A 19,528-nucleotide genomic window follows, 5' to 3' on the forward strand; every position below is an offset into this window, starting at 1 on the left:
TTTGGTGAATAATATACAACATGCTCAGAACTTGGCTTATGCCCACTAAAACAGAAACGCTGTAAACACAATCTCTTGCCGACAGAGCTGCAGTTTATTATTAACAAAAGGTTAATAAATTGGTCATGTAACTCGACTAACGTTACTCGTGCGGACTTAATTTAAACTTCAACTCTAAATAAGGAGTGAACAATGGAATTAGCAGTCGACAATTACTACTCAGAAAATCAAGCTTCAAAATCTACCTCAAACAAATCCAACAAAAAACGCAAATGGCGTGAAATCGAAGCCATTTTAGACCAACGCAACTTATACAAAGAATTAGAAGAATTTGATGAGTTTGGTCAATTCAGTCACTCAAGCGATAGCGCAGCTTAAGTTAAAACTTAGCTATTTGCTGTTAAAACGCATAGCACCAACTGTATTGTAAGTTGGTGCTTCAATTCTTTACAAATTCCAATCAATTGGTGTTTTACTATTTTGCTGTAAATACTCATTCGCTTGGCTAAAGTGGCGACAGCCGAAAAAGCCTCTATGTGCTGATAGTGGCGATGGGTGTGGTGCGGTTAACACTAAATGTTTGTTACGATCGATGTGTTTACCTTTTTTCTGCGCATGAGCGCCCCACAGCATAAACACAACTTTGTCTGCGTATTTGTCGATTGCTGAGATCACTTTGTCAGTAAACAGCTCCCATCCACATTTAGCGTGCGAATGTGCCTTGCCCTCTTCTACTGTTAATACTGTATTGAGCAAAAATACGCCCTGCTCAGCCCAAGGTAATAAATAACCAGTTTGAGGAATTTGAAAACCCTCGATATCGGTTGCTAGCTCTTTGTACATATTCACCAACGACGGTGGTGTTTTAATCCCTGGTAAAACTGAAAAACTCAACCCATGTGCTTGGTTTGGCCCGTGGTAAGGGTCTTGCCCTAAAATCACAACTTTTATTTGCTCCAACTCTGTTACTTTAAAAGCATTAAAGACGTCAGCTTGTGGTGGATAAACCGTTTTGCCCGCATCACGCTCGCTCTGAACAAATTGCATAATCTGTTGAAAATATGCTTGTTGTTTTTCTTCACCGAGTACATCAGTCCAATTCATATTCGCTACCTATAAATTTAAATACTTTAGTTTATTCTGCAGAGTCGACTTCTATATTCCAGCAACTTAAGTGCAGGCTATTTGCATAAATACTAGAGCAATGATTTAGAGGAAAGTCTCTTTTTCAGGGATGAAAAAGCGAAGCGCACATGGAAGTGTTCACCGCGTCTTTCCGAAAATTATGCACTAGGAGTTATGCAAATTTGCACAGGCCGAGTACCTATTTACCTTCGATGTTCTCTGCCAAGAAAACACTAGCGCCGTTTTGCAAATTTGTACTAACTCCAAGTTACAAAGCATAAATCGCCCGCGATAGCGTAGCCTAAAGAAGGTGAATGGGGGATGCGAACAAAACTTCATAAAATAGGGATATTTTATGCGAGCGCTCCATGGATGGACTCGCAGCGTTTTTGTTCGAAATACCTGTTTACCTTCTATATTCTCTGCCAAGAAAACACCAGCGCCGCTATACAAATTTGCACCTATCCTTAAAATCAGCACCTAAAAAAAATGCCCTTTCGGGCATTTCTCAAATCAGTATATAAATAAGTATTAAAACAATAACTTAGAGCAAAATTTCTTTTTCATGGATGAAAAAGCGAAGCGTACAAGGACGTATTCACAGCGGTTTTGCGTAAGTTATGTTTTCATGCTTATAACGGCCCCATTAACCTAACTTAGTAAACATATACTCTTTAAGCTTACCAAAATCAGCGGTTAACGCATCAGACAATACATCTTTATTCGCCACATCAGCCAAAGCTTTTGGCAACGCAACCGGCGTGCCTAAAATGTTCTCAACTGTTTCTTTAAACTTAGCAGGGTGCGCCGTACCTAAGAAAATACCAATCTCATCATCGGCCAACTGACGCTTCAACGCTTTATAAGCAACAGCAGCATGCGGCTCACTTAAATAACCTAACTCATTTAACTGTTTAACACCAATTTGGGTGTAATCTTCATCAACACTTTCAGCCGACAACAAAGCTTTATCAACAATACCTTGCTCAATCATAGCTTCAATGCGTGGCCAGTTGTTTGGAGAACTAATATCCATAGCATTCGACATAGTCGCAACAGTTTTCTTTGGCTCCCACAAACCAGACAACAAATAACGAGGTACAGTGTCGTTAGCATTAGTAGACGCTACAAAACGTTTAATTGGTAAACCCATGGTTTTAGCAATCATAGCGGCAGCTAGGTTACCAAAGTTACCACTTGGCACAGAAATAACCGCTTTAGCACGATCTTCAGCTGGCAATTGAGCCAATGCTTCAAAGTAATAACATACTTGCGCCAACAAACGTGCAATGTTAATTGAGTTTGCCGAATTTAAATGCAACTGCTCTCGTACTTCTTTATCGTCGAAAGCTTGTTTAACCAATGCTTGGCAATCGTCAAACGGGCCATCAACTTCAACCGTTAAGATGTTATCACCTAATGTTGAGAATTGTTTTTCCTGCAATGGGCTCACCATACCTTTAGGGTATAAGATAACCACATTAATGTTAGACAAACCATGGAAAGCATGCGCAACTGCCGCACCTGTATCTCCAGAAGTAGCCGTTAAAATAGTAATTGGCTCACCTTCGCCGGTTAAATGTGCTAAGCATTGAGCCAAGAAACGCGCGCCAAAGTCTTTAAACGCCAATGTTGGGCCATGAAAAAGCTCTAATGAATATACATTGTCTTTAACATGCGCTAACGGCGCAGTAAATTGAAACGCATTAGTTACCAATTTCTCAACCGCCTCACGGCCTAACTCATCACCGATTAATGCATTTAAAATTTCTACACTACGCTGTTGAAAAGGCATTGCTAATAATGCATCAACATCAGCTAAAGCTGGGATAGCTTTAGGGAAAAACAAACCTTGGTTACGGCCCAAACCTTGTTTTACAGCTTGCGAAAAACTAACAACTTCAGTTGCGTCTTTTAAGTTTACTAATTCCACTTATACGTCCTCTGAAACCTGGGTGCCTTGGCCATCAACCTGGCATACATGCGCAAACCCATCTTCATTCTGAATATAGTTATCAACCAACCATTGTTTAATCTCTTCAGCCGCGTCTAACGACTCGACAGCTGCAAACACAGTTGGCCCAGAACCTGAAATACCGAATGCCAATGCACCTTGCTCTTGCGCAAACGCACGACCAGCATCAAAGTTCTGTAATAAAGATTTACGATAAGGCTCTGCAATAACATCTTGCATCATTTGTGCTGCAAGTACTTTGTCTTTTCTATGCAAAGCATCAACAAATACGGCAAGTTGTCGACCAAAGTTTATGGTGGTCGCACGGTCATACTCTTTTGGTAAAATATCGCGCGCAGCGGCCGTAGAAACACTTGCACCCGAATAACAAATTACCCAATACCAATCGTCAAATACAGGTAACGACAAGCTGATTTGCTCGTCTGATTCAACCATTAACTGCAAACCACCTAAATAACAAGGCGCTACATTGTCATAGTGAATGCTACCACTAATTTGACCTTCTAATTTGCCCATTAATCTAAGCAATTGCTCTTGGTTTAACGGATTACCATAAAAACCATTCAGTGCTGCAAGCGCTGCAACAATAGAGCTGGCGGATGAGCCTAAGCCACTGCCTATTGGTAAGTTCTTTTCTAGCACCATTTCGACTGGGCGAACGTCAATCCCTAAATCAGCCAGCGCGTCTTTAAAGCCTAAGAAACAATCATAAACAATGTTTTGTGTTGCATCGGTTGGCAATTTATGCGCGAAGCGGCCTGCGTTAGTTAAACTAAACGACTCTTGTTCTTGAACAACAGTCACTCTATCACCCAACAAGCTGCCATCAATCGGTTTTAACGCTAAACCTAAAATATCAAAACCTAAGCTAACATTACCGGTAGAAGCTGGTGCATATGCAGTTACAGACATAATCAACCCCAATTAAACTTCACGTTTCCACGGCATAGTACGCATTAAGTCTGCGAACACACCTGCGGCTGTTACATCAGCACCCGCACCATAACCACGGATCACTAACGGAATTGGTTGATAATACAAGCTGTGAATTGCCAATGCGTTTTCGCCATCTTTAATTGCATATAATGGATGCTCTGGACCCACAGCTTGAATACTACAACGACATTTACCGTCTTCGATAATACCGACGTAACGCAACACTTGACCTTTTTCTTTCGCTGATTCCATCATAGCTTTATAATGTGCATCCGCTTTTGGCAAGTTTGTCATAAACTCATCAATTGAACCTTCAGCGTCAAAGTCTGCTGGCAATACTGACTCAACGTCAATATCCGACAATTCCATTTCCATGCCTGCTTCACGCGCCATAATTAATAACTTACGCGCTACGTCCATCCCACTTAAATCATCACGAGGATCTGGCTCGGTAAAACCATTTTCGCGTGCAATCGCTGTAGCTTGCGACAAACTCATACCTTCGTCTAACTTGCCGAAGATAAATGACAATGAACCAGATAAAATGCCTTGGAAGCCAATTAACTCATCACCAGCGCTGATTAAACTTTGTAAAGTGTCAATAACCGGCAAACCAGCACCTACGTTGGTTTCGTACAAGAAACGGCGATTGGTTTCTGCGGCAGCTTCGCGTATTTGCTGATAAAACGCCATGCTTGAAGTATTGGCTTTTTTGTTTGGTGTCACGACATGAAAGCCAGCCGCCAAGAATTCTGCATATTGATCCGCAATCGATTCGTTACTGGTACAGTCAATAATCACTGGATTAATTAAGTGATTATCTGCCACAAAACGTTTTAAGTTTTCAAGCGTGAACTTGCTTTGAGCGTTTTCTAACGATTGTTGCCACTCGGTTAAATTTAAGCCTGCGTTGTCAACGGCCATTTTGCGGCTATTGGCAATACCATACACTTGTAAACTAATGTTACGTGCTTTTAAGATAGGTTGCTGTTTAGTCAGCTGTTGAATTAGCGCTTTACCAACTGTGCCACATCCCACAATAAAGGCATCAATCACATGCAAGTTAGTAAAGAAGTTCTGATGGGTGACTTTAATCGCATCTTGTGCTTTTTTTCCTTCAATAACAGCCGAGATTGAACGTTCAGAAGAACCTTGGGCAATCGCAACAATATTGACATTGGTTTGCGAAAGTGACGCAAAAAACTTAGCAGCAATGCCTTTATGCATACGCATGCCGTCACCCACAATAGAAATAACCGATAAGTGATCACGGAATTCCATTGGCTCTAACAGTTGGTTAGACAATTCTAATTCAAACTCCTGCTCTAACACATCTTGTGCACGGCTTGAATCTGACGAATGAATACAAAAACTAATGCTATATTCAGAAGACGATTGGGTAATTAATACAACTGAAATTTTAGCGCGCGAGATTGCATCAAAGATACGGCTGGCCATACCAACCATTCCTTTCATACCTGGGCCAGCAACATTAACCATAGTCACATCGTTTAAGGTAGAAATACCTTTAACTACATGGTCTCCGTCAGTACTTTCACTGGTAATTAAAGTGCCTGGTGCAGCAGGGTTTAACGTATTACGAATACGACAAGGAATGTGATATTGTGCGATTGGACCAATGGTTTTTGGATGCAAAACTTTAGCACCAAAGTAAGAAAGCTCCATGGCTTCTTGATATGATAATTGGTCAACCAACTGTGCGTTATACACTTTGTTCGGATCTGCGTTGTATACACCATCAACATCTGTCCAAATTTCACAAACTTCTGCATCAATACAAGCAGCAAGAATAGCGGCGCTATAATCAGAACCATTGCGACCTAATGTAACCAAATCACCCTGTGCGTTTTGTGCACAAAAACCTGGCATAACCCAGACACCAGTATTTGGTAACGCGGCTTGCGAAAATAATTTACGGCTAGCTTCGATATCCGCTTGAGACTCTAAAAATCCACCATTAGCGACAATTAATTTTGTCGGGTCAATGACAGTAGCTTGCACATCACTGACACGCACAAGTGCTGCAAAAATTTCAACACTGATAAATTCGCCCAAACAAATAATACTTGCATTAACCGCTTCAGGGCATTCACCTAACAAGCCTATGCCTTTTAATCGATTGGTTAAAAACGCAATTTTGTCTGCTGCAATACCTGCTACATATGCTTTGTCATAATTAGGGTATTCTGCGGCTAAGTCGTTAATAATTGTATGAATAGTGTTTTCTAGTTGCGCCATTAAATCTGTGGTAGATAACCCTGCAATTGCAGCATCCACTAAAGCAACTAAATTATTTGTAACACCTTTAGGCGCAGACAAGACCACAGCAGTATTCGCTGTTTGCTGTTTATCTAACACGATATCGCGAACAACTTTATAGCGCTGTGCATCAGCTAATGAAGAACCACCAAATTTTAATACTTGCATGTATTTATTTACCCTATCTTTTCAGACAAAAAAGCCCGTGACCTTTTGGGTCACGGGCTTTTGCTTTGATTCGATTTCTTTAGCGCAACAGCCAGCGACCACTCCTTATACAAAGGTAATGGTTGTAATGACGGTAATGGTGTTAATTGCGCTTTTTTTCATGGGGCGAAACTGTGCCTTATCTGCTGCTGTCTGTCAATCAATATTTGACCGATTGAACACGAATCAAACAATTTTTATGCTTGATATATGGTAACTTGGTTACGCCCTTCTCTTTTCGACTGATACAAGGCTAAATCTGCACGTGTCACCATGTCTTCAAAGCGAGTAAAGCGACTATCGCATTCACAAATACCGACACTCATGGTTGCACTAATTGTGTGTTTTTCATACTGCATTTTAAGTAACGAAAATTGCCGACGAATGCGTTCTGCTAACTCGGCAGCACCTTGTGCATTGGTATTAGGTAAAATAATACCAAATTCTTCTCCACCATACCGCCCCAACAAATCGCCTTTGCGTAATAGATTTTCAACCAAATTTGCCGCTTCAACTAAAACTAGATCACCCGCTTGATGCCCATATTGGTCATTTATCAGCTTAAATTTATCTAAATCAAACATGATTAAAGACAAAGCATGATCGTGTCTTTGTGCTGTTGAAAATTCAACTCGAAACCTTTCTTCCCAATATCGCCGATTAGATACTTTGGTTAAACCGTCGGTGCGACTGACATGTTCCAGCTCTGTTAATGTATCTTTTAATTTTTCTTGATAGAAAAATACATCTGTCACATCGTCAACAATAATACCGACCTTATCAGGCTCAGTTGTACCTTTGTCACATATAGGAATAAAAGTAATGTTTTGCGCCATATACTCACTACTGGTGGTCACAGGCCGAGCATGACGCATCTTAAAAACAAACTGGCGTTGCTCCCACGAGCTAAAAGCGGGGGTATTTAACATGAACACGCTTTGAATTTTACGTTGCAACCAACGTTTCGGCGCATCAGGAAAGATATCAAAAAGGTTTTTGCCAATGACTTCACTCGCTGATAATAAGCTATGTGATTCCATAAAACGGTTGAAATAAACTAAGCGGCACTCTTCATCGACAACCAACACACCAGAGTTGATTCTTTCAATTAACAGAGACTGAACCGCTGCAACATCCAAAATTAAAACTCGTCTAATATTTGGTCTAATACTTTCTGAATATTTTTAATTGCTTCACCAGGGATAAGTAAAACCATATCGCAATTAAAAGAAAAATCGACTACTTGGTAACTAATGTCTACTTTTAAGGCGAGGTCCCAATTGAAAGACAATTGTTGCAAGTGATGCTCAAGTGGCGTTTCCATTGACGATACAACACGCGGGGCACTGTAGGCCAATTGGTTATCAATTTGTTCCGCTAAACCATTCAAGAAAGTGGTCGTCAAAATAGAGCTAATATCGGTCAATTGCTCAACTTCTGATACATCGTCAGGCTCGTATCCGAGTATCTCGGCAATGCCGTGGGCATCATGTGATTTGTAAATTAATAAAGACTCACCCAAAATGCCTTTTTCACCATAAAAACCTTGGCTAACAAGTGACACACCCTCTTGTGCATAGGTTTCGGCAAAGCGCTCTGGCAGTACTTCTGAATCAATCAGTTCAATGTAAGGGACTTGCAAATGAACAAAGGTTTGTAAATAACGTGCTAACTTGTCGCTCGCTTGGCCCATTGCTACATTAATGAGCTCCTGTAAACAATCTCTTTGTTCTTCTGTTAACGTTATTTCGTTCATAACAATCCGTATTGCTGAAGTATTTCTGTAAGTTTAGTCGTATTTACTGGTTTTTGAATAAAAGCAAGTGCGCCAAGTTCAGCGACCCTATTTTGCATTTCAGGTTGAATGTCAGCAGACACAACAATGGTAAAATCAACAAGCTTTTCAGCATGATTCGCTTCAAGTACACCGATACCGTCAATTTCAGGCATGGTTAAATCCAAAAATAGCACACCTATTTGTTGTTCGCGCATAATATTTAACGCTTCGCGGCCATTAGACGCAAATTGCACTTCAACGTCCCAGTTGCTCGGTAGACTTTTCTTAACTTGTTTTCTAGCTAAAGTTGAATCATCACAAATTAGTACAGGAATGTTCATTAAATACTTCTCTTTTAATACTTGTTATTGTTGTATACTAACTAGGCCGTTATTTTTGACTCAACAAAGCAGTAATTACAAGTTATTCAGGCAATTTTTCTACAAAAAAATGCACATTTTGCAGTCAAACTTAATTAATCTTGGTATTCATAGCTCACAACCTTTAACAGGATTGTAACAGCATATCTTCTGATGTCTACACAATTTAATCGATGTTTGCCTATACATCAATAGCTTGAACCGCCTTAACAAACTTGTTAACAGATTGTTTCAACCTTTTATTAACTGCTGCTTTTTGCATATGAGGCGGTTTATACAAAATTTCATCCATCAGCAGACAAATTTGTTGCCAGCTCTGCCGTACGCTTGTAGGTTGGTGCTGCAACCGCACCAATATTTGCCGCGGTGTTAGTTGATCAGAATGCTCAATGTTGAGTTTAGGCAGTTGTTTGCACGCTTTTTGATACTGAACTTGCCAAAGTTGTAAGCTTTTCTGCTGACGATGCAGCCAAAGCGCCACTAGGGTCACCACCAACAAAATGATCACGATCAGCAAAGCAATTAACAGTGACTGCCACTGATTATTCTCACCAAATAATTGTGCCAATAATTTTTTCTGTTTTTGCGTATCATAATTTAATATCCAACGTGTCCATTGGTAATCGATATTAGCTAATAGTAATCTGGCTTCGTTCACCATAGGTATTTGATCGTAGTGATATAGTGAAAACAAACTATCGGGTAAAAATTCATCTCGGCCTAAGGTTTGTTGAAGGTTTTGTGTAATCCGCTCTGGTGCGACATACGAAGTCGGATCAATTTTCTGCCACTGGCCTTGTATATACACCTCAACCCAAGCATGTGCATCAAATTGATAAAGGCTAAAATACTCCCCTGTTGGATTGTACTCGCCACCTAAATAACCAATGACTAAACGACTGGGGATACCCGCTAAACGCATCACATAGGCAAACGCACTTGCATAGTGCTCACAAAATCCTTCACGCGTATTGAATAAAAAGTTATCAATGATAGGTTGAGTCAAAGGTTTCGGCGCTAGCGTGTAATAAAACTCTTGCTGGTTAAAATAATCAAGCACAGCTGCAATTAAACTCGGGTTATCTTTGTATGTTTGCTTAAGTTCTTGTAACCATTGTTGGGTTTGTGGATTTGCTTGTGTTGGTAATTGGAGATAAGCCGACAAGCCAAGCGTCGACTGATTACCATGAGCTTGTAGACGAGGTTCATCAATAAGTGAGTACGCTGAATACTGTAGCTTTTGCATTAAGTCCTGATGGTAGAGCAGCGAAAAGTCTGGCATGTGAATAATATTGGGGTCGGAGCTATAGCCCATGTCTAAACTAAACAACCAAGGTTGATAGCTAGCTTCGGCAATAATTTGATAGCGAACTAACGCCCGTTTTTCGTTAGGTAGAACCATAGGTCTAAGGTCGCGTTTGCGAGCCTGAGCTAATTTAGTCATGGCACTGCTGAGTTCACCTTGACGCCATGTTTCACCATCAAACTGATCTAAAGTTAAAGCTCGCCAATACATATCAGTTCGTTCAACCACCCCTTGCGCAAAACTCACTCTAAACGCCAATTCATCCGAACGGCTTAGTCGCGCAATATCACCCAACTTTAAGTTTTCTTGTAATCCGCGAGTTTCAGGTTGGGGTTTAGGCATTTTCCACAATGGAGGCAGTCGTGGCATGAGTGCAAATATGAGCAAACAAATTGGCAATGCGACCATGGCCAGTTTGGTAATTTTTTTCAGCTGAATTTGTATATCTTGTCGGTCAGATTTGCAATGAAACACACTATAGATGGCAAACAAGAGTAAAAAATTCAGCACAAATAGTATGATCGCCAAATGCATACTCTGAAGGTACATCATGCTCGCAGCAGTCAAAAAAAACTGTACCCAACATATGGTGTATAAGCCACGCAGCGCTTTCAAAGTTAACAAGGTCAGTCCCTGTGCGACCACCAGCATACTTAATAATGCGCCGATAATACTCCCAGATAAAGCCGCTGAAACTACCAACACAACCGCCAATAGATAAAACAGTTTACTTAACCATTTTGAGGCATTGTTATTACCGTTATCAATTAACCACAAGCGGTACAAGCTACAGCACAAAACAAACGCAAAACTAAACCAGCCTAATTGCTGACTCATCATTAACGACAGCAATGAAACACCAGCTGCGGCAGAAATCAGCGCGACCTTGGGTAACGGCTTTAACCTATTCATTGTTATATCCCACCATAGCTATCGCTTGCAAAATTAATAAATATTGCTGTTCGGAGCGATTTGCTCGCAAAGTTTTATTCGGCAAGGTCACTTGATACAACCAATTGTTTTGGTGAGCTTGCATGACCAGCCAAGTAATACATGCAAGTTTATGCTCGAGCACTCCAGGTATATCCTGCAAACAATACTCGATTTGTTGATTTTGCTGGCCTGAAAACTGTTTTACTTGGATAGGTCGCTCTGGCAAGATTTTTTTCCAGACAATTCTAGAGGGCAGATCACCGAGCTTGTATGGGTTTAAATGGCTAAACTCATCAGAAAAAACATTCGTTTTGCTTTGATTCTGCGCCGCAGTGCCTTGCAAAAACTGCGGACATGCGACCGGTTTTGGACACACCCAAACTTTGTCAGGAAAATGCAGGTAGCTCCATGCTTTAAACCAGCCCATTGGGGCTGTTGAGTGTAATTTAAACCGAGGGAAATAATACACACCACGCTGCTTAGGCTGCCAATATAGTTGCACAAACTTGTCACTGCGACCAATTTCACTAAGGTAGCTTTTGGCATGATCATGCCAATTCAGGTCAAACCTTTGTTTATCTGTATCTAATTGCAGCTTTAAATTCGCAGACTGACCAAGGCAAACAATATGGTTTTCCGTGAGGATATTTTGCCGGTTGGGCTGACCACTCAGTTGCAATCCTTGCAGGTTTAAAAAACTGAGTAACATGACCAATAAAAATATTGCGAGCAACCAGTAACTAAACAACAACATCAAGTTATTTTGATAGTTTGTCGCCAGCAAATAAACAGCCAACCAACAACACAAGAAGCCGATACCAGCCCCAGTCGGCAATATAAAAATATTATTTTTATTCAGCGTATGTCGGTGCTGCTGGGGTACTCGTTTAGCGATCCAACGTGAAAACTGCTGTTGGCGAAAGCGCTCAAACCAAGACATTCGCGCTTACTCCTCTAGCTTATAACGTCCACACTTTGCAATACAGTGTCGCTGACCGACTGCTGATTCAATGAATCTTCAGGATTGATACGGTGTTCTGCAACGGCAGAAAATACCGCGGTTACGTCATCCGGTTGCACATAGTCTCGACCATGTAAAAATGCCCACGCTTGGCTCGCCAGTTTGACGGCAGTAGAACCACGTGGCGATAGAGCATGACTAAACTGATTACTTGAGCGCGTATATTGACTCAACCGAATAATATATTTTAGGACTTCTTCAGACGCATAGACCTGCTCAACCGCTTGTTGCATTTGAACTAAATCACTCACTTGGCAACATTCAATATTTTCTAACTGATCGCCAAGGTGGGCATTTTGTAACATTAACAACTCGTATTCAGCAGTTGGATAACCCAATCGAATACGCATTAAAAATCTATCCAGCTGGCTTTCTGGTAATGGGTGGGTACCGACTTGCTCTTGTGGATTTTGCGTCGCTATCACAAAAAATGGTTGAGTCATTGGATAAGTTGTCCCGTCCACAGTTACCTGCTGCTCGGCCATAGCTTCCAATAACGCGCTCTGGGTTTTTGGGCTTGCCCGATTGATTTCGTCAGCAAGCACCACTTGATTGAATAAAGGCCCGGGGTGAAACTCAAATTTGTGTGCCTGTTGATTGTAAACAGACACCCCAGTGATATCGGCAGGTAATAAATCAGAGGTAAACTGCACTCGGTTATAGCTCAAACCCATAGTGTGCGCAAGCGCATGAGATAATGTGGTTTTCCCCATACCGGGCAAATCTTCAATTAATAAATGGCCTTTGGCCAATAAACAAGTTAAAGCCAGTTTAACTTGTTGTGGTTTACCTAACACCTGTTGGCACACCTGATCGACAATTTTTTGTGCCAAACTAGATAAATCTTCCACGCTGCATTCCTTGTATCACTATTATTAAAAATAACCTAATTGGTTATGGTTAATCTAAGTTAAGGCTGTAATCGGCAAACTTTCCAGTTAGATTTTGTGCGTTGATACAAAAATCTATCATGCATTCTAAATTCACCACCTTGCCAAAACTCAACTTGCTCTGCGACAATTTTATATCCTCCCCAGTGTTGCGGTCGAGGAACAGCTTGCCCCTGATACTGTTCGACTAAAGCATGGTATTTTTGTTCCAAACTTTCTCTTGAATCAATGACCTCACTTTGTGCTGAAGCCACTGCTGCAATTTGGCTTTCAAACGGACGACTGGCAAAATATTCATCATTTTCAGCTTCTGACAGCTCAATAACCTCGCCACTAAAAACCACTTGGCGCTCTGCAGCTAACCATGGGAATATCGCACTAATGCGTTTATTTTTCGCTAAATGTTGGCCCTTTCGACTATTTTTATTGGTATAAAAGGTAACGCCTGTGTCATCCAGCGCTTTCATGAGTACTGTTCGCTGGTAGCTTTGTCCATGTTCATCTACCGTAGCAACTATCATCGCAGTTGGATCAGAAATTTTGTCTATCTGCATCACTTGTTGTAGCCAAGTTTCAAACAACTCAAATGGAGACTCAGTGAGGTCATTTTCAGATAAATCGCTCAGTGCATATTCGCGGCGTACTTGGTAAAAAATAGACATAAAAGCTCGGTCCTGTGGAATAAATCATTTTTAAGGTTAAAATGGTGCAACTTTTGTTTATACATGTTTCTAGAGTATATTGATCTTTATAATGTTACTTTCGTACCAAAAAGTCACAACAAGACCAACGCGCTCTAAGCTAACAAGATTAATTAACTATGGCATTTTACCTAAAATCTTCGCAAATACCTGAACTTAAATCATTTAGTTTTACTGAACGGGCGCAAATTTTATTGTTGGCGACCTCTTATATGACAGTGCCAGACAAATTTATTTTAAATATGGCCAAGCTTTGTGTACTTGCGCCCATTTTTATAATGGTCGCCAAGTTTGAAGAATGGTGGATGTTAATTCCAATGCTGATCGTTGGTTTGTGTTATCCACTCATAACCAACCCAATTCAATTGAATCTCGCTAAAAAACATTTAGGCAAAGCGATAAAAACCTTTAATGCGGAAAAAGCTGACCAATCAGAAACCTGATGCCAGTTCAACAACAAAACGGGCGCCGCCAATTGGCGCTTGTTGCACATAACAATGCCCTTGATGCCAGCAAGCTATTTTCGCCACTATCGCTAAACCTAAACCAAAACCTTTGTGAGTGACCTTTTGCCCTTTCTCTACTCGATAAAAGGGTTTAAAAATATGCGGCCAATTTTCTTTTGCGATACCAGTACCATCATCGTCCACCAGCAACATCAATTGATTATCGACTATAGTTAACTCGACAATCACTTGTGTTTTTGCATACTTGACTGCATTGCTCAACAGATTTTGCACCATGCGTTCAAATAGAAAACCGTCACACGGCCACAGTTGCTCTTCGGCCAGCTGGCTGTCAAATTGAATCGCTATGTCCGTCGGTTGAATGTTTTCAATAACAGATAAACATACTTGTTCTACCGGAATATGTTCAATCTGAAGATGTTGATTTTGATGTTCAAAACGGGCGAAACTGAGCAATTCATCAATCAACTTCTCTAACGCATTAATGTCTTGGCGCATAGATTGTTTCTGTTCGTTTTTATCTTCAACCGCAAGTGAAAATTTAAGCCGAGATAGCGGCGTGCGTAAATCGTGACTGACAGCATTCAGCATCATTTTTTGCGCTTCAATCAGCTCACCAATTCTGTTGGCCATGTTATGCATGGCTTGCGCTAAAAAATAAACTGGCGAGGTAACGGCAATCGGCGCTGGCTGATCAAATTGACCTCGGGCAATTTGTTCACTGCTGCGTTCAAGTGCGCGCAAATCTCGCCAAAGCGGCCAAGTCCACAACGCAACAAACACGGCTAGCAATATATAGGAAATAGACAAAAGCAGTGTTTTTAATGGTTGATTGCCGTCTGTCTGCCGGCTCGACAAAGTCACAGGACCTATCTGCAATATTTTATCACCACCTGTACTCAGCGCATGAAATAGCATGCCTCGGTGCTGATCTAAGTAACTAATAATAACGGGTTCAGTCATCTGCAACGAAAGGTCATTTTTATTGATTATAGTGACTGGCGCAGCCAGCTGTTGCGCAATGCTGTTCATGACTTCAGGCTGCTTTTTAGGCTCAGTTGCTTGATACCAAGCGGCTGCCAGCACAGCTGAATTTTTCAACGCCTGTTCAGTCTGACTCGGTAAATGTTGCTGCTTATTATACTGCAGCGTTTGCCACAGCCATTCCCCTCCCCAACCAATCATGGCGAGCGCCAACAATATAAATACGTACAAACTTAAAAAAAGTTTGGTCATTATCCATCCCATGCAGTTGCACTAAACAAATATCCCTTACCCCATACAGTGACGATTTTATAAGGATTTTTTAAGTCATCTTTTAGCTTTTTACGCAGCCGTGAAATCCGTACATCTACACTGCGATCTAAACCATCGTATTCGCGGCCAATCATTTTTTGGTGAACATATTCACGGGTTTGCACTTCACCTGGTTTTTCTGCCAATAATGCCAACAGTTCAAACTCATGGCTGGTCAATTCAACACGTTCTCCTGCCAGTGATACCTTGTGCGACTGCTTATCTATGCTTAACTGGCCAAACTGCAGCATATGACCTGTCATATTGGCTGGCTGATTATTACAGCGGCGCAATATCGAATGCAAACGCGCCAATAAAACATGCGGCTCGATTGGTTTGATCAAATAATCATCGGCACCTATTTCTAACCCTGTCACATGGTCAAAGTCGCTATCACGCGCAGTTAAAAACAAAATAGGTTTGTTGTATTGTGGGCGAACAGCGCGGCAAACCGAAAAACCATCTTGGCCAGGTAGGTTTATGTCTAAAATAACTAAATCAGGCTGCTGGCGAATAATATGGCTAATCGCAAAATCCCCCCGCGCGACCACAGCCACTTCAAATTGATTCTGTTGTAAAAAGTCAGCAATCAGTTTAGCTAGTTTTTCATCATCTTCGACCAACAAAATACTGTGCATTAGAATAGACTCCAATCTGAATGTAAACGCCTACGATATTGCGGCGGATTTAAGCCTGCTACTTCTACGGTTTGTTTAGCAACAATATGATCGTTTACTCGGCATGAAAAAACCGTTGACTGCTTCAGCTCAACTGTCCAGTTTTTCCGTTGTTTTTTTCCAGTTGCGGTTGTACAAAACAGTTTGGTATCGTCTTGCCAAATACACAATGGTTGCTCGGGTGTATACTGCCACCTAAACAGTGCCTGCATTTTGCAAGATTGTCCTAAGCGTTCAACAATACAAACCAAAGGTTTAACGGTAAAAAATACCTCAGGTTCAGCTATATTTTCAGCGTTGGTAGATGCGCTCAGGCCCAATGTAACAACACAAAATAACTGTATAGCTGCTTTCCTGAGCCTAAAAAACATATTTCATTCCGGTAAATAAAGTATATCGATAGTCTTTTGCCACTATCGGGCTTCGCTCAATCTCTGAGGTTAACTGTTGGTAATGTGCTGAGAGCACCCACGACCACTTTTGGCTAATTTTATAACCACTTGCATAGCCAATATAAGGCAACAAAGCATCACCCGGTTGATACCACAGGTTTTCAGCTTGGCTGTCTCGTGCAGAAATTCCGTAATAATAATCAACCAGATCACTTGATAACCAATCTAAACCAATTTTGAATTTATGCCGCCACTGATTGTTTACCAACTTGTAACTATACTCTAGCTGACTGTTGTGCCCTTGATGCACACCAGTAACATCATACATCCAGCGGAATTTAACCTGGTGGTTAGCTTGAACAAACCAATGTATTTGCACACCCGTGTCTAAACTCCATTTCCGTTTTGCCACTTGATCGTAAACGATTTTTTCAGTCACTCGATCAACAGGCGCTTCTATTTCATCTTTGTCTGACTGGTCGCCACCTGCTGAAGGTGATTGTTCATCATCAAATTCAGGTCCAAGTTCAGGTGTATCAATTTGGACAAATTGACGACTCACTAAAATGTTCGCAGGGTGCCAATCATGAAAATGTGCAGCTTCGCCATTTACACTCGCAAGTAAATTGACCGAGAAGTTTTGCTGTTCAGCTAAAGTTACCCCCAAATCACCGTTGTCGAAATACCAATTTTTACCGTAATAATATATTGAAGGGACAATCACGAGCGGAAATGCGTCGCCCTTATACAAAGGATTCGATTTTTCACCATAACCAAGCGCAACGCTTAGTGACAGCTCACCCACTCGGGCATGCTCAGTGGTTTGCGCATGCAGAGATTGCACACAAAAACACATTGCCAACAAGACATAAAAGTAAATAAACAGTTGTTTGTGAAAGCATTTCACAGTCTTTTTTCTCCACCCTACTATCACCATTAAGATTACAGACTCATTGGCTTTTTTGCTAGAAGGGTTAACACTTAATTACATTTATTAGCATTTAACAACGGTATTCTGTGATAAGTCGGTTAAACTTTATACATAAGCTTTTACAAGGAGACGAAAGATGAACGCATTACTCAACGCCAAAACATCACTCCCAGTGTTGCTTGTTGCAAGCTTAGCAGCATGTGGAGGAAGCCTGAAAACCGAAGATGATGAGCAACCATCGCAACAGTCTGTACCAGATTTAAACCAACAACCCATTCAACTGAGCCCATTGTCTAAGGCATCTAAATCAGAGTTTTTAACTCACTATAAAAATGGCCTGTATTTATCCGCCAGCAATAGTGGTTATGTCTACCGCGATGGTGTTGCCGTTCCCGAATTTGCCGAGGCGACCAGCGATGATGCTGCAGCAGATGGTGGCAGCACGGGCAACTTTTCACAAACGGTCACCCAAGAAAGTGGTGTGGGTGAAGCCGACAGAGTTAAATACGATGGCAACTATATATATGTAAACGACAGTGGCGACTATCAAAACAGTGTATCTCCGCATGTACGCATTTTAAAACGCAATGCTGACGCAAGCTTAACTCAAGTTGCGACCACCCACTTTAAAGCGCAAACAACTGAAGTTGCTATCACCCCTGATTCTATGTATCTGGCCGGCGATAATTTGATCTTGGTAAATGAACAAAACTATTTTTACACAACGGACACGGCTATCGATGTAGACCGAGCTTCATTGCCGTTTGGTGATGCATTATGGTATCCATACGAGAGTGCATTTTACATTTCGATTCAAGATGTTGCGGTACCTGAACAACCAGCGGTTAAAACTGAGTTTAAAATTGATGGGCGGCTAATCTCAAGCCGAGTAATCGACGGCAATTTATATCTCGTTAGCAGCTACGCACCGACTCTGCCTTACGAATGGTTATCGCCAACCACAGATGACGAAAAAATCGCCAGCTACAATAAGGTGGCAGCATTGGATGAAAGTGAACTTTTACCTCAGGTTGAAATGGACCAAACTACAACAACCAATTTAGTTGAGGCCGATAATTGTTACCTCCCACAAGATTCGACAAATAAAGACGGTTTTGATGCATTAGTGACGCTCAGTAAGGTTTCTTTAGCAAACCCTCAGCAGATCGAGTCGGTGTGTATCAACGCCTCTGTTGCAGGTTTTTATGCAAGCCAGCAATCAATATACTTGTTTGGCAGCGAGTACCAACGTGATGCAAATGCGCGCCAAACCATTATTCACCAATTTAAGTTAAGTGACACAGCGGCCTTCGATTACTTAGGTTCAGCTATAGTGGATGGCCAACTGAATTGGAATAACCCGCATTTGCGTTTAAGCGAATATCAGGATGTATTGCGTGTGGTAACCACTCAGACTGATTGGTCAAATCAAGACGATAGATTTACCCATAAGTTGTATACCTTGCAACACGATGCTGACAGCCAAAGCTTAAAAATTATTGCTGAATTACCCAACGATAGCCAGCCAGCTAAAATAGGTAAACCAAACGAAGACATTTACGCTGTGCGCTATTTCGCCAATAAAGCCTATATCGTGACATTCGAACGTACAGATCCTTTGTATGTAATTGATGTTGCCGATGCTGCGAATCCCAAAATTACAGGTGAGCTAGAAATCACCGGGTTCTCGTCATATTTGCATCCGCTTGATGACAACTTGTTGTTAGGATTTGGTCAAGAAGTAGACCCTAACGGTGGCGGGTTAGTCGACCCAGCAGAAGATGGTCAAGCTGACGAGCCAGAGATTCAACCAGGATTAAAACTTGCATTGTTTGATGTATCTGATATCAACAATCCAATTGAGCTCGGTAAGCATGTATTTGTCGATGGACATTCAGAAGTAGAATATAACTATCGAGCATTGGCTTATGTAAAAGTGTCTGATAGCGAACATAGAATCGCTATACCAGTAAACTCATGGCATGTCGAAAAAGCCAATAATAGTTATAAATGGACACATTCAAATACCTTAGGTTTATTGAATGTCATCGAAGCTGACAATAGTGCCAGCTTAAACTTTATCGGTGAAATCGAACCCGAACAGCAATCACACAGCTGGGACAACCGCGGTATCATTCATGATGACATTGTGTACTACATTCAAAACCACGACATTTGGCAAAGCAACTGGTCTGATACTGATGTAGTCAATGGTCCATACTAATATCAAACCA

18 protein-coding genes are annotated in these 19,528 nt (G+C 41.2%); 3 read left to right on the forward strand and 15 right to left on the reverse strand.

The genetic code is table 11. The features are described from left to right. Nucleotides 1-192 precede the first annotated feature (192 nt). A complete protein-coding gene (locus DS2_RS16905; RefSeq protein WP_035016097.1) occupies nucleotides 193-378 on the forward strand; it encodes a DUF3545 family protein in 186 nt (61 codons plus the stop codon). Between the two features lie 69 nt (nucleotides 379-447). On the opposite strand, the gene ung is transcribed toward DS2_RS16905, so the two are convergent. The 11 genes from ung to pdxH all read right to left on the reverse strand — a co-directional run bounded on the left by ung (nucleotide 448) and on the right by pdxH (nucleotide 13,492). Beyond that, entirely contained in the window at nucleotides 448-1,104 is a 657-nt protein-coding gene (ung, locus tag DS2_RS16910) for a uracil-DNA glycosylase (RefSeq protein ID WP_035016098.1), read from the reverse strand. A gap of 667 nt (nucleotides 1,105-1,771) precedes the next feature. Further along, the gene (thrC, locus tag DS2_RS16915; RefSeq protein ID WP_035016099.1) at nucleotides 1,772-3,058 is read right to left on the reverse strand and encodes a threonine synthase; all 1,287 of its coding nucleotides are present in this window, start codon (nucleotides 3,056-3,058) and stop codon (nucleotides 1,772-1,774) included. Continuing rightward, nucleotides 3,059-4,012 carry a homoserine kinase gene (gene thrB, locus DS2_RS16920; protein ID WP_035016100.1) on the reverse strand — a complete coding sequence of 318 codons (954 nt, stop codon included), beginning with the start codon at nucleotides 4,010-4,012 and terminating at the stop codon, nucleotides 3,059-3,061. Between the two features lie 12 nt (nucleotides 4,013-4,024). Further along, nucleotides 4,025-6,484, reverse strand: coding sequence for a bifunctional aspartate kinase/homoserine dehydrogenase I (gene thrA / locus DS2_RS16925; protein WP_035016101.1), 2,460 nt, complete (start codon nucleotides 6,482-6,484; stop codon nucleotides 4,025-4,027). A gap of 236 nt (nucleotides 6,485-6,720) precedes the next feature. Further along, the gene (locus DS2_RS16935) at nucleotides 6,721-7,662 is read right to left on the reverse strand and encodes a diguanylate cyclase (protein ID WP_035016103.1); all 942 of its coding nucleotides are present in this window, start codon (nucleotides 7,660-7,662) and stop codon (nucleotides 6,721-6,723) included. Between the two features lie 2 nt (nucleotides 7,663-7,664). Continuing rightward, the gene (locus tag DS2_RS16940; protein ID WP_035016104.1) at nucleotides 7,665-8,279 is read right to left on the reverse strand and encodes a chemotaxis protein; all 615 of its coding nucleotides are present in this window, start codon (nucleotides 8,277-8,279) and stop codon (nucleotides 7,665-7,667) included. Continuing rightward, complete coding sequence (locus tag DS2_RS16945; RefSeq protein WP_035016105.1) at nucleotides 8,276-8,641, reverse strand: response regulator; 366 nt, start codon at nucleotides 8,639-8,641, stop codon at nucleotides 8,276-8,278. The genes DS2_RS16940 and DS2_RS16945 overlap by 4 nt, the downstream gene beginning before the upstream one ends. Before the next feature lie 220 nt (nucleotides 8,642-8,861). Beyond that, nucleotides 8,862-10,898, reverse strand: a complete 2,037-nt coding sequence (locus tag DS2_RS16950; protein ID WP_035016106.1) for a transglutaminaseTgpA domain-containing protein — start codon at nucleotides 10,896-10,898, stop codon at nucleotides 8,862-8,864. Then, nucleotides 10,891-11,859: a hypothetical protein gene (locus DS2_RS16955; protein ID WP_035016107.1), complete on the reverse strand. Its 969-nt coding sequence runs from the start codon at nucleotides 11,857-11,859 to the stop codon at nucleotides 10,891-10,893. Before DS2_RS16955 ends, DS2_RS16950 begins: the two co-directional genes overlap by 8 nt. Before the next feature lie 14 nt (nucleotides 11,860-11,873). Continuing rightward, complete coding sequence (locus tag DS2_RS16960) at nucleotides 11,874-12,791, reverse strand: AAA family ATPase (RefSeq protein WP_081754316.1); 918 nt, start codon at nucleotides 12,789-12,791, stop codon at nucleotides 11,874-11,876. A gap of 59 nt (nucleotides 12,792-12,850) precedes the next feature. Beyond that, entirely contained in the window at nucleotides 12,851-13,492 is a 642-nt protein-coding gene (gene pdxH, locus DS2_RS16965; protein ID WP_035016109.1) for a pyridoxamine 5'-phosphate oxidase, read from the reverse strand. 158 nt (nucleotides 13,493-13,650) lie between these two features. Here pdxH and DS2_RS16970 point away from each other — a divergent pair, with 158 nt between their 5' ends. Then, the gene (locus DS2_RS16970) at nucleotides 13,651-13,974 is read left to right on the forward strand and encodes a DUF6170 family protein (protein WP_035016110.1); all 324 of its coding nucleotides are present in this window, start codon (nucleotides 13,651-13,653) and stop codon (nucleotides 13,972-13,974) included. On the opposite strand, the gene DS2_RS16975 is transcribed toward DS2_RS16970, so the two are convergent. The 4 genes from DS2_RS16975 to DS2_RS16990 are packed head-to-tail and all read right to left on the reverse strand — an operon-like array spanning nucleotide 13,963 to nucleotide 17,207. Beyond that, nucleotides 13,963-15,234 carry an ATP-binding protein gene (locus DS2_RS16975; RefSeq protein WP_035016111.1) on the reverse strand — a complete coding sequence of 424 codons (1,272 nt, stop codon included), beginning with the start codon at nucleotides 15,232-15,234 and terminating at the stop codon, nucleotides 13,963-13,965. The genes DS2_RS16970 and DS2_RS16975 overlap by 12 nt on opposite strands. Beyond that, nucleotides 15,234-15,932, reverse strand: coding sequence for a response regulator (locus DS2_RS16980; protein ID WP_035016112.1), 699 nt, complete (start codon nucleotides 15,930-15,932; stop codon nucleotides 15,234-15,236). The genes DS2_RS16975 and DS2_RS16980 overlap by 1 nt, the downstream gene beginning before the upstream one ends. Next, on the reverse strand, nucleotides 15,932-16,342 hold the full coding sequence (locus DS2_RS16985; RefSeq protein ID WP_035016113.1) for a DUF3019 domain-containing protein: 411 nt from the start codon (nucleotides 16,340-16,342) through the stop codon (nucleotides 15,932-15,934). Before DS2_RS16985 ends, DS2_RS16980 begins: the two co-directional genes overlap by 1 nt. Next, on the reverse strand, nucleotides 16,332-17,207 hold the full coding sequence (locus DS2_RS16990) for a MipA/OmpV family protein (protein ID WP_160168588.1): 876 nt from the start codon (nucleotides 17,205-17,207) through the stop codon (nucleotides 16,332-16,334). The genes DS2_RS16985 and DS2_RS16990 overlap by 11 nt, the downstream gene beginning before the upstream one ends. Before the next feature lie 223 nt (nucleotides 17,208-17,430). Between DS2_RS16990 and DS2_RS16995 the strand changes: the two genes are divergently transcribed. Continuing rightward, nucleotides 17,431-19,518, forward strand: coding sequence for a beta-propeller domain-containing protein (locus DS2_RS16995; RefSeq protein WP_035016115.1), 2,088 nt, complete (start codon nucleotides 17,431-17,433; stop codon nucleotides 19,516-19,518). Nucleotides 19,519-19,528 lie beyond the last annotated feature (10 nt).

Source organism: Catenovulum agarivorans DS-2, from assembly GCF_000568405.1.
Lineage (GTDB): Bacteria > Pseudomonadota > Gammaproteobacteria > Enterobacterales > Alteromonadaceae > Catenovulum > Catenovulum agarivorans_A.

Excerpts from the sequence above, each read along its gene's own strand:
- DS2_RS16905 (WP_035016097.1), top strand. The coding sequence starts at position 193 with ATGGAATTAGCAGTCGACAATTACTACTCAGAAAATCAAGCTTCAAAA.
- ung (WP_035016098.1), bottom strand. The coding sequence starts at position 1,104 with ATGAATTGGACTGATGTACTCGGTGAAGAAAAACAACAAGCATATTTT.
- thrB (WP_035016100.1), bottom strand. The coding sequence starts at position 4,012 with ATGTCTGTAACTGCATATGCACCAGCTTCTACCGGTAATGTTAGCTTA.
- thrA (WP_035016101.1), bottom strand. The coding sequence starts at position 6,484 with ATGCAAGTATTAAAATTTGGTGGTTCTTCATTAGCTGATGCACAGCGC.
- DS2_RS16940 (WP_035016104.1), bottom strand. The coding sequence starts at position 8,279 with ATGAACGAAATAACGTTAACAGAAGAACAAAGAGATTGTTTACAGGAG.
- DS2_RS16945 (WP_035016105.1), bottom strand. The coding sequence starts at position 8,641 with ATGAACATTCCTGTACTAATTTGTGATGATTCAACTTTAGCTAGAAAA.
- DS2_RS16950 (WP_035016106.1), bottom strand. The coding sequence starts at position 10,898 with ATGAATAGGTTAAAGCCGTTACCCAAGGTCGCGCTGATTTCTGCCGCA.
- DS2_RS16955 (WP_035016107.1), bottom strand. The coding sequence starts at position 11,859 with ATGTCTTGGTTTGAGCGCTTTCGCCAACAGCAGTTTTCACGTTGGATC.
- pdxH (WP_035016109.1), bottom strand. The coding sequence starts at position 13,492 with ATGTCTATTTTTTACCAAGTACGCCGCGAATATGCACTGAGCGATTTA.
- DS2_RS16970 (WP_035016110.1), top strand. The coding sequence starts at position 13,651 with ATGGCATTTTACCTAAAATCTTCGCAAATACCTGAACTTAAATCATTT.
- DS2_RS16975 (WP_035016111.1), bottom strand. The coding sequence starts at position 15,234 with ATGACCAAACTTTTTTTAAGTTTGTACGTATTTATATTGTTGGCGCTC.
- DS2_RS16980 (WP_035016112.1), bottom strand. The coding sequence starts at position 15,932 with ATGCACAGTATTTTGTTGGTCGAAGATGATGAAAAACTAGCTAAACTG.
- DS2_RS16985 (WP_035016113.1), bottom strand. The coding sequence starts at position 16,342 with ATGTTTTTTAGGCTCAGGAAAGCAGCTATACAGTTATTTTGTGTTGTT.
- DS2_RS16995 (WP_035016115.1), top strand. The coding sequence starts at position 17,431 with ATGAACGCATTACTCAACGCCAAAACATCACTCCCAGTGTTGCTTGTT.